Genomic DNA, 6,000 nt, shown 5'->3' with positions numbered 1-6,000 from the left:
GGTGTGTAAGTGATGAAAGTCATTTAGCTGACCAGTACTAATAGATCGTTCGTATTTACTTTATTCTACCAATAGGTACTACCTTATTAAGTGCAAGCACTTAATAAATGAGGAGTGAGGAATTAGGAATGAGGAATTGTTCCTATGGAATTACACCATGAGTATATAAATTGTGATCAACGTTACCTGGACTCTTAACAATACTAAGTTTACTCAAGCTTTCCAAAGCGAAGAGAATTAAGCACATCACGGTGTTCTTACTTCTCTTAGTGGTGGGGCTAGAGGGAGGGTCATACCCAGCTCCATTCCGAACCTGGAAGTCAAGCCTCCCATCGCCGATAATACTGCAGGCTACGTCTGTGGAAATGTAGGTCGCTGCCACTTTGAGTTTCTTATAACAACCTTTCTAACTACAACAATCAATCTCTTAATAATCATAAATAACTTCTCTTTTAGAAATATTTTTACTATTCTTCTTTTTATAAACTTTGTTTTACCAATGTAAGATAGTTCAAGTGTTTATACTTTCTTCTTGTTCCTTTTATTTTTTTACGTGCATAAAAAAATGTAACGAACCCAAAGTCAGCAAATGCGGTTTGCGCTAGCAAAGACTTCTTTAGAAAACAAAAAAAGTGCAAATGGCTGCCGCAGGAAATGATCTTTATCAGGTGCGAAACTCTTCTGGCTAACTCATTTCCTTTTATCCCTTCTTTAAGTGCCACTTCAATTTTATATGGTACCGTTCACTACCCACTACCCACTACCCACTACCCACTACCCACAAATCACCAATTTCTAATTTCTAATTTCTAATTTCTAATTTCTAATGCCAAACCTTTGATTAACACTTTATTTACTCCCCATTAACTCCTATCATTTATAATGTTCTTAGAAAAGGCAACCAACTTTCCCTTTCCAGGAGAATTTGTTTTACTCCTTGTCCAAAATTTGTAAACTTCCTTGTTCCTCTCCTGGATGGTTGCCTTTTACAGAAGAGTCTCCCCCCTCCCTTTTTATTCATTTCCCTCGGAGGCTCTTCGCCACTTTTTTCACAAACCTTCTTAAACGTACTTTACGATAAAATACTCCTACTTAAATATTTTAGGAATCATCATGTCTAAAAAGATTGCATCAGCAAGAATCTCTGAAAAGAGTTCACAATTACTTCAAGATCTCAATAACTCGCTTCCTTTTGACAAAGTGCTTTACAAAGAGGATATAGAAGGCTCAAAAGCGCATGCTTCTATGCTTTTTGAACAGGGTATCATTTCTAAAGACGATTATGAAAAGATCGAAAACGGTTTGAACGAAATACTCAGCGAAGTAGAGTCTGGTGTTTTTAAACTCGATGGAGATGATGAAGATATCCACATGGCGATAGAAGGAAGACTCACTGAAAAGGTAGGGGATGCGGGCAAGCGCCTTCATACGGCAAGAAGCAGAAATGACCAGATCGCACTTGATTTTAGACTTTATGTACAGAGGAACACAAAGGCTATTGCTGACCTGCTTTTAAGCAACATCAAAACACTGCTTAAGGTGGCAGAGGAGAATGCCGAAGTGTTGCTTCCTGGTATGACACACCTGCAGCATGCACAGCCTATCAACTTCGGATATCATATGATGGCCTATGCCAGTATGTTCAAACGTGATTATGAGCGTTTTATGAGCTCTTACGAGCGTAATAACTATTCTCCTATAGGGTGTGCAGCATTGGCCGGTACGCCGCATCCTATCAACAGGAAGACCACGTCAGACAAACTGGGTTTTAAAGCGCCAACACTGAACTGTTTGGATACGGTCAGTGACCGTGACTTCGCTTTAGAGATTCTCTTTAATATAAGCACCATGATGATGCACATGAGCCGTTTGAGCGAAGAGCTAATCTTATGGTCTGCAAGTGAGTTTAAATGGGTGACACTCAGTGATAGACATGCGACAGGCTCTTCCATCATGCCGCAAAAGAAAAACCCGGATATCCCTGAACTTCTCAGAGGTAAAACAGGACGTGTGAACGGTAACCTGGTAGCACTGCTTACCGTAATGAAGGGTCTACCGCTTGCCTACAACAAAGATATGCAAGAGGATAAAGAAGGGGTATTTGACTCTGTAAGAACAGCCATACTCTCACTGCAGGTGCTTGAAGAGATGATAGCAGAGATGAAGGTCAACAAAGAAACCATGGAAGCGGCTTGTATGATAGGCCATCTTTCTGCCACGGATCTGGCTGACTACCTCGTAAAAGAAGTGGGACTACCGTTCAGGGATGCCTACCACATTACCGGAAATGCGGTGAATTTGGCCGAGGAGAAAGGCTTGGACATCTCAGAACTTAGTTTAGAAGAGCTGCAAAGTGTCGATGCACGCATCGGTGAAGGTGTGGTCGCGCTGCTTGACAACCGTGCTTCCATGAATGCCCGAAAGTCTGAAGGCGGGACAGCCACGGTTAGGACACTGGAGCAGGTGGAGAGCTTGAAGAAGTGGATTGCTTCGTTATAGCCAGTGAAGGGTAGATTGTCATACAACTTTTAACCCTTTAAGTAGATATAAATGTTAAATAACTATAGTGGGTGAATGATAAAATGATAGAGGAGTATCGACATCATGGCTGAAAAAAGCAAAGACCAAATGACGCTAAAAGAGTTACAGATGCAGGAGCTGAGAGAATCTTACGGCATAGAGCCGGAAGAGGAGATCAATACTCCTACATACACGAAAGCCAGAAATGCTCAAAAAGAGAAGAATGCAAAGATCGCAGCATTGTATGATGATATAGCAGAGTATGAAGAGAACCTGAAAGGGTTTGAAGTAGAACTTGAGATAGTCAATGAACATCCATTGAAAGATATCGCAACGGCACTCCGGGAGAAGTTCCCCAATGAAGAGAGAGACTACGATAAAGAATTAAGTACTGTTTTGGAAGCAGGCTGGACGCAGCTTGTGGAAGAAGCACAGAGTCATCCTAAAGAGCAGCTTGAGCTTATACGCCAAACAGAATTTTCTGATGTGGCAGAGATGCTAAAAGCCCAGTATCCTGAGCATGCGGGTGACTTTGAAGCAGAGATAAGAGCCATCCTGGCAAAACGATGGGAGATACTCATAGAGACCATTAAAGAGCATATCAAAGAAGAGAAGTATGATATGAAGATACGGGGGCTTAAACCCGACTACGTAGAAGGTGTCTACAAGAAATACCACGGCATTGAATAGTTGTCACTCATGAGGAACAGGAAAGCGTGAGATTCTTGTGTTCTTCCGGTGTCTCCTTGGCAAAACGTTCGAACTCCGGCAGTTCATCAAACGGATGTGACGCGATATACAGCAGTGTCTCAACCATTGAAAAGTCCCCTTTCTTGGCCAGTGTGATCGCATCCTGCAGCATATAGTTCTTCAATACATACTTTGGATTGCGCTTTAGCATTGCTTCTTGGCGTTCTGTCTGTAAACGTGACTCTTTAGCCAAACGTTGATCATACTGATCAAGCCAGTGATGAATGACCAGTGGGTTCATAGCGATATCATAGAGGGGCATTCGTTCACCATCATAGCGGCTGAGAGTTCGAAAGAAATTGGTATAGTCGACATAAGCATCCTGCAGGGCCCCTACCAGGCTTGTGATGAGTTCTGCATCTTCTTCCAGCTTCGTTTCCAACCCCAGCTTTTCTCTCATCACATCGATATAGGCATCCGGGTAGAGGAAATTGCCGTAATCATCGAGCTTTTTCTGCATTCTCTCCTGGTCAATGAGAGGGGAGAGTGCTTTGGCGAGCATAGTGAGGTTCCAGTAGGAGACATTGGGCTGATCGCCGTAGCTGTAGCGGCCTGCCCGGTCAGACTTATTGCTCACAAAGCCGAAGTTAAAATCATCCAGCATGGCATACGGCCCATAGTCGATGGTAAGGCCTGCGATCGACATATTATCTGTGTTCATCACACCATGGCTAAAGCCTACGCCCTGCCACTGTGCGATCAGCTTTGCAGTGCGCTCAACGACTTCACAAAAGAACCTGTAATAACGATCTTCATCCTTCTGAAGATGCGGGTAGGATTCTTTGATGGCATAGTCGGCGAGTGATCTGAGTTTGTCATACTCTTTGAAATAGTAAAAGTACTCGAATGTACCAAAACGTACCCAGCTTGGTGACATGCGCATCACGATCGCACCGCGTTCGATCTGGTTCCGTACGATCTTTGTTTCTGATCCGATGATGCCCAGGGCACGTGTGGTAGGGATACCAAGATGGTGCATCGCTTCGCTCATCAGGTACTCCCGTATCGAAGAGGGAAGGGCAGCACGACCGTCTGCCATCCGTGAGTAGCGTGTTTCTCCGCTTCCTTTGGTCTGAAGGTGCCAGCCGTTGATGCTTCCCAGATTGACAGCCCTTCCATCTCCCAGGCGCGGGGCGTAATGGCCGAACTGATGTCCTGCATAGCACATAGAAAAGGGACGCACCCCTTTGGGAATGAAGGTACCGTTCAGCAGTGCGACAAATCGCGGGTCATCTGCGCTATTGCTGTCAAGACCGATCAGTTCTGCCGCCTTGGGATTAAAGCTGATCAAATAGGGATCATCCAGCGGTGTGGGGTCGGTCAAATCGTAAAATTCACTATCCAGTGAAAGATATTCGGTTTTAAGATCAAGTTCATTAAGTGTCATAAAGAGGTTTTACATTGGTTATGCTTAAGGTAAGATAATCTTTGCCTTCAGACATGATCTCTTTTACCAGTCTGCATATGGATGCTTGATCAAATTGGCATTGAAATACCTGACATCCTCCGTTACCTCTTTACTTACCCATTCGGGCAAAGAGAAATCCTCCTCTTCACTCTGCAGCTCTATTTCAGCGACGATAAGTCCTTGATTGGACCCTTCAAACACATCCACTTCCCATGTATGTCCCTCATGCTCTAGAAGATAGCGTGTTTTTTCTATCAGTGAGGCGTGGCAGAGGTTTTCGAGCATCTCTTCCGCATCTTGCAGAGGAATGGGGTATTCAAACTCTAAGCGGGAGGCCCCTTGACTTTTGCCTTTGATGGTGAGAAAGGCCTCTTTGTCACGGATGCGCACACGTACTGTGGTATGATCTGCGGTCTGGATGTAGCCTTGCTTGATGCGATAGCCATTTTGTAGTGTGGGCAGTTTCGTTTCGTCTGTCAGGAATTTGCGTTCTATTTCTACACCCATCGTATGCCTTTTGCAGTAAATTTATAAGTCATATAGTGTACACTATCACAAATAAATCTTAGGAATGTACATGAATGTATCAGTAGAGTATCTTGGTGATAAAAAGTTTAAAGCGAACACAACAAAGTCTTCTTATATCCTGGACTGTAAAGAGATCACACCTGTGGAGTATTTTGCGACAGGCATCATAGGGTGCACAGGGATAGATCTTGTGATGATGGCAGAGAAGGACGGTTTTGAAGTGACGAACTACTCTGTAAAAGCAGAGATAGAAAGAACAGAATCCGTACCGATGAAATTTGCGTCCATGCATATCATTTATACATTTGACGGGGCCTTTGATGCAACAAAAGCGAAGCGTTACATAGGGGCATCTCTGGAGAGCTACTGTACCACAGTGAACTCTATCCGTGATTCTGTGAAAGTAAGTTATACTATTATTCAAAATGGAGAGACGATAGCGGAGAAGGAGGCGCTTACTTCTATGAATGTACCGCTTGAAGACGGCTTTGGCGGAGCCTGCTGTTCGTAGGTCTTAGAGCGAGTCTATCTTGGAGATCAGCTTTGAGATAGATTTGGCCTTGAGCTTTTCTCCAGCCGCCCTTGCTACAGGCTGCTTCTTGCAGAGCTTGCACATGTCGATACATGACCTTACCATGATGGTGTCATCAGGAAAAGCTTCCTGGAGTTTTTCCTGAAGCTTGGCACTTTTCGAGAATTTTTTACATAGTTGTATCTTCATACATTACTATAGCATATTTTTTGGGCTTCAGATACTTTTTACTCTAAGAGGGGTATCATAGTTTTTACGACTA

At 43.6% G+C, this 6,000-nt stretch carries 7 protein-coding genes and 1 rRNA gene; 4 read left to right on the top strand and 4 right to left on the bottom strand.

Annotated features, from left to right (window positions below; genetic code table 11):
* Window positions 1–268 precede the first annotated feature (268 nt).
* Window positions 269–384 (top strand): 5S ribosomal RNA (gene rrf, locus VIM88_RS03245).
* 95 nt (window positions 385–479) lie between these two features.
* Here rrf and VIM88_RS03240 read toward each other — a convergent pair.
* Entirely contained in the window at window positions 480–722 is a 243-nt protein-coding gene (locus VIM88_RS03240) for a hypothetical protein (protein ID WP_331861448.1), read from the bottom strand.
* A 391-nt stretch (window positions 723–1,113) separates the two neighbouring features.
* Between VIM88_RS03240 and argH the strand changes: the two genes are divergently transcribed.
* Entirely contained in the window at window positions 1,114–2,499 is a 1,386-nt protein-coding gene (argH, locus tag VIM88_RS03235) for an argininosuccinate lyase (RefSeq protein ID WP_331861447.1), read from the top strand.
* A 105-nt stretch (window positions 2,500–2,604) separates the two neighbouring features.
* A complete protein-coding gene (locus tag VIM88_RS03230) occupies window positions 2,605–3,210 on the top strand; it encodes a hypothetical protein (protein WP_331861446.1) in 606 nt (201 codons plus the stop codon).
* 7 nt (window positions 3,211–3,217) lie between these two features.
* On the opposite strand, the gene VIM88_RS03225 is transcribed toward VIM88_RS03230, so the two are convergent.
* Window positions 3,218–4,657: a protein adenylyltransferase SelO gene (locus VIM88_RS03225; RefSeq protein ID WP_331861445.1), complete on the bottom strand. Its 1,440-nt coding sequence runs from the start codon at window positions 4,655–4,657 to the stop codon at window positions 3,218–3,220.
* A gap of 63 nt (window positions 4,658–4,720) precedes the next feature.
* Window positions 4,721–5,185, bottom strand: coding sequence for a CYTH domain-containing protein (locus tag VIM88_RS03220; protein ID WP_331861444.1), 465 nt, complete (start codon window positions 5,183–5,185; stop codon window positions 4,721–4,723).
* 70 nt (window positions 5,186–5,255) lie between these two features.
* Here VIM88_RS03220 and VIM88_RS03215 point away from each other — a divergent pair, with 70 nt between their 5' ends.
* Window positions 5,256–5,717 (top strand): OsmC family protein, encoded by a 462-nt coding sequence (locus VIM88_RS03215; RefSeq protein WP_331861443.1) that lies wholly within the window; start codon window positions 5,256–5,258, stop codon window positions 5,715–5,717.
* A 3-nt stretch (window positions 5,718–5,720) separates the two neighbouring features.
* On the opposite strand, the gene VIM88_RS03210 is transcribed toward VIM88_RS03215, so the two are convergent.
* A complete protein-coding gene (locus VIM88_RS03210) occupies window positions 5,721–5,927 on the bottom strand; it encodes a DUF1450 domain-containing protein (RefSeq protein WP_331861442.1) in 207 nt (68 codons plus the stop codon).
* Window positions 5,928–6,000: the final 73 nt, after the last annotated feature.

Origin of the sequence: Sulfurovum sp. (genome assembly GCF_036568385.1) — a bacterium.
GTDB lineage: Bacteria > Campylobacterota > Campylobacteria > Campylobacterales > Sulfurovaceae > Sulfurovum.
This window is presented reverse-complemented; position numbering and strand designations above follow the sequence as displayed.

What these genes read in the sequence shown, in the direction of transcription:
- VIM88_RS03225 (WP_331861445.1), bottom strand. Translation starts at nt 4,657, where the DNA reads ATGACACTTAATGAACTTGATCTTAAAACCGAATATCTTTCACTGGAT.
- VIM88_RS03210 (WP_331861442.1), bottom strand. Translation starts at nt 5,927, where the DNA reads ATGAAGATACAACTATGTAAAAAATTCTCGAAAAGTGCCAAGCTTCAG.
- VIM88_RS03220 (WP_331861444.1), bottom strand. Translation starts at nt 5,185, where the DNA reads ATGGGTGTAGAAATAGAACGCAAATTCCTGACAGACGAAACGAAACTG.
- argH (WP_331861447.1), top strand. Translation starts at nt 1,114, where the DNA reads ATGTCTAAAAAGATTGCATCAGCAAGAATCTCTGAAAAGAGTTCACAA.
- VIM88_RS03215 (WP_331861443.1), top strand. Translation starts at nt 5,256, where the DNA reads ATGAATGTATCAGTAGAGTATCTTGGTGATAAAAAGTTTAAAGCGAAC.
- VIM88_RS03230 (WP_331861446.1), top strand. Translation starts at nt 2,605, where the DNA reads ATGGCTGAAAAAAGCAAAGACCAAATGACGCTAAAAGAGTTACAGATG.